The sequence below is a fragment of the Mycobacterium sp. 4858 genome, assembly GCF_900240975.1.
Classification (GTDB): domain Bacteria; phylum Actinomycetota; class Actinomycetes; order Mycobacteriales; family Mycobacteriaceae; genus Mycobacterium.
This window is the reverse complement of record NZ_LT968773.1, coordinates 1-1,195: the sequence shown is the minus strand read 5'-3', so window position 1 is coordinate 1,195 and position 1,195 is coordinate 1. Positions and strand designations below refer to the sequence as shown.

Genomic DNA, 1,195 nt, shown 5'->3' with positions numbered 1-1,195 from the left:
GCCGGTCCCGAGAGGTCGGGGATGGCGGGGGAGACCGCGGCCACCGGGGCGACGTTCGCATGCACGGGGGGCAGCTTTACGGGGAGCGACGGCGCCGCCCCGCTGACCGCGCCGGCGAAGACCAACGGGGTGATGGTGGCTACGCCGAACGCACGCGAACGTGAAACCTGAAGTGCTCGCAGCCGCTCCACCGCGGCGGCCGGGCGTGCACCCCGGCGTCCCCCAATGCGCACTCGACCGTCCTAGGTATGTGAGCTGGTCAACTGCTCTTGTAGCCGTGAACTAGATCACCATACATAACTCTTGTGACCAGAGTGGCGCAATGGTCGGAACTGGTTCTCAGCCCGATTTCTTAGCCTTTCGGTCCGCGCCGTCGCCGCCCTCGACCGGGTTGGCGCCGTCGGAATCGGCGTCCAGATTCGCCAGCAGGGAGCGCAGATCCTCGAGCTCGTGCCGCAGATATTCGCGGGTCACCACCTCACCGACCGCCAGCCGCACCGCGGCGAGTTCGCGGGCCAGAAACTCGGTGTCGGCCTTGGTCTGCGTCGCGCGATGGCGATCCTGTTCCAGCGCGACCCGGTCCCGGTTTTCCTGACGGTTCTGCGCCAGCAGGATCAGCGGGGCCGCGTAGGCGGCCTGTGTGGAGAAGGCCAGGTTGAGCAGGATGAAGGGGTACGGGTCCCAGCGCAGCCCCACCGCGAACAGGTTCAGCGCGATCCACGCCACCACGAGGATCGTCTGCACCAGCAAGTAGCGGCCGGTGCCGAAGAACCGCGCGATCGACTCGGTGATCTGGCCGACGGCCTCGGGGTCCAGCCGTGGCGAATATCTGCGCGACGTCCGCGGGGTGTAGAGGCGACGCGGTGCCGAGGACCTGCTCAACGCGAACCTCCCAGTCCTTGGGGCTCACCGGTGGTGTCGAGGGCCTGTACATCCATCCGCCAGTCGTGCGGCAACAGGTGATCGAGGAGATCGTCCACCGTCACCGCCCCCAACAGGTGGTTCTGGTCGTCGAGCACCGGTCCGCACACCAGGTTGTACGCGGCCAGGTAGCGGGTCACCGCCGCCAGCGGCGTTTCCGGCGTCAGGGTGAACAGGTCGGTGTCGACGATGCCGCCGACCAGTTCCGCCGGGGGTTCGCGCAGTAGCCGCTGAAGTTGCACGCAGCCCAGGTACCGGCCGGTGGGGGTGGCCG

General features: G+C 68.0%; 2 protein-coding genes. Both read right to left on the bottom strand.

Features of this window, described 5'->3' with window-relative positions:
- Positions 1 to 339: 339 nt before the first annotated feature.
- Positions 340 to 882 carry a DUF1003 domain-containing protein gene (locus C1737_RS00055; RefSeq protein ID WP_102416888.1) on the bottom strand — a complete coding sequence of 181 codons (543 nt, stop codon included), beginning with the start codon at positions 880 to 882 and terminating at the stop codon, positions 340 to 342.
- Positions 879 to 1,195, bottom strand: a 317-nt coding sequence (locus C1737_RS00050) for a CBS domain-containing protein (protein WP_142393400.1), incomplete at its 5' end; no start/stop codon positions are given. The genes C1737_RS00050 and C1737_RS00055, both read right to left, overlap by 4 nt.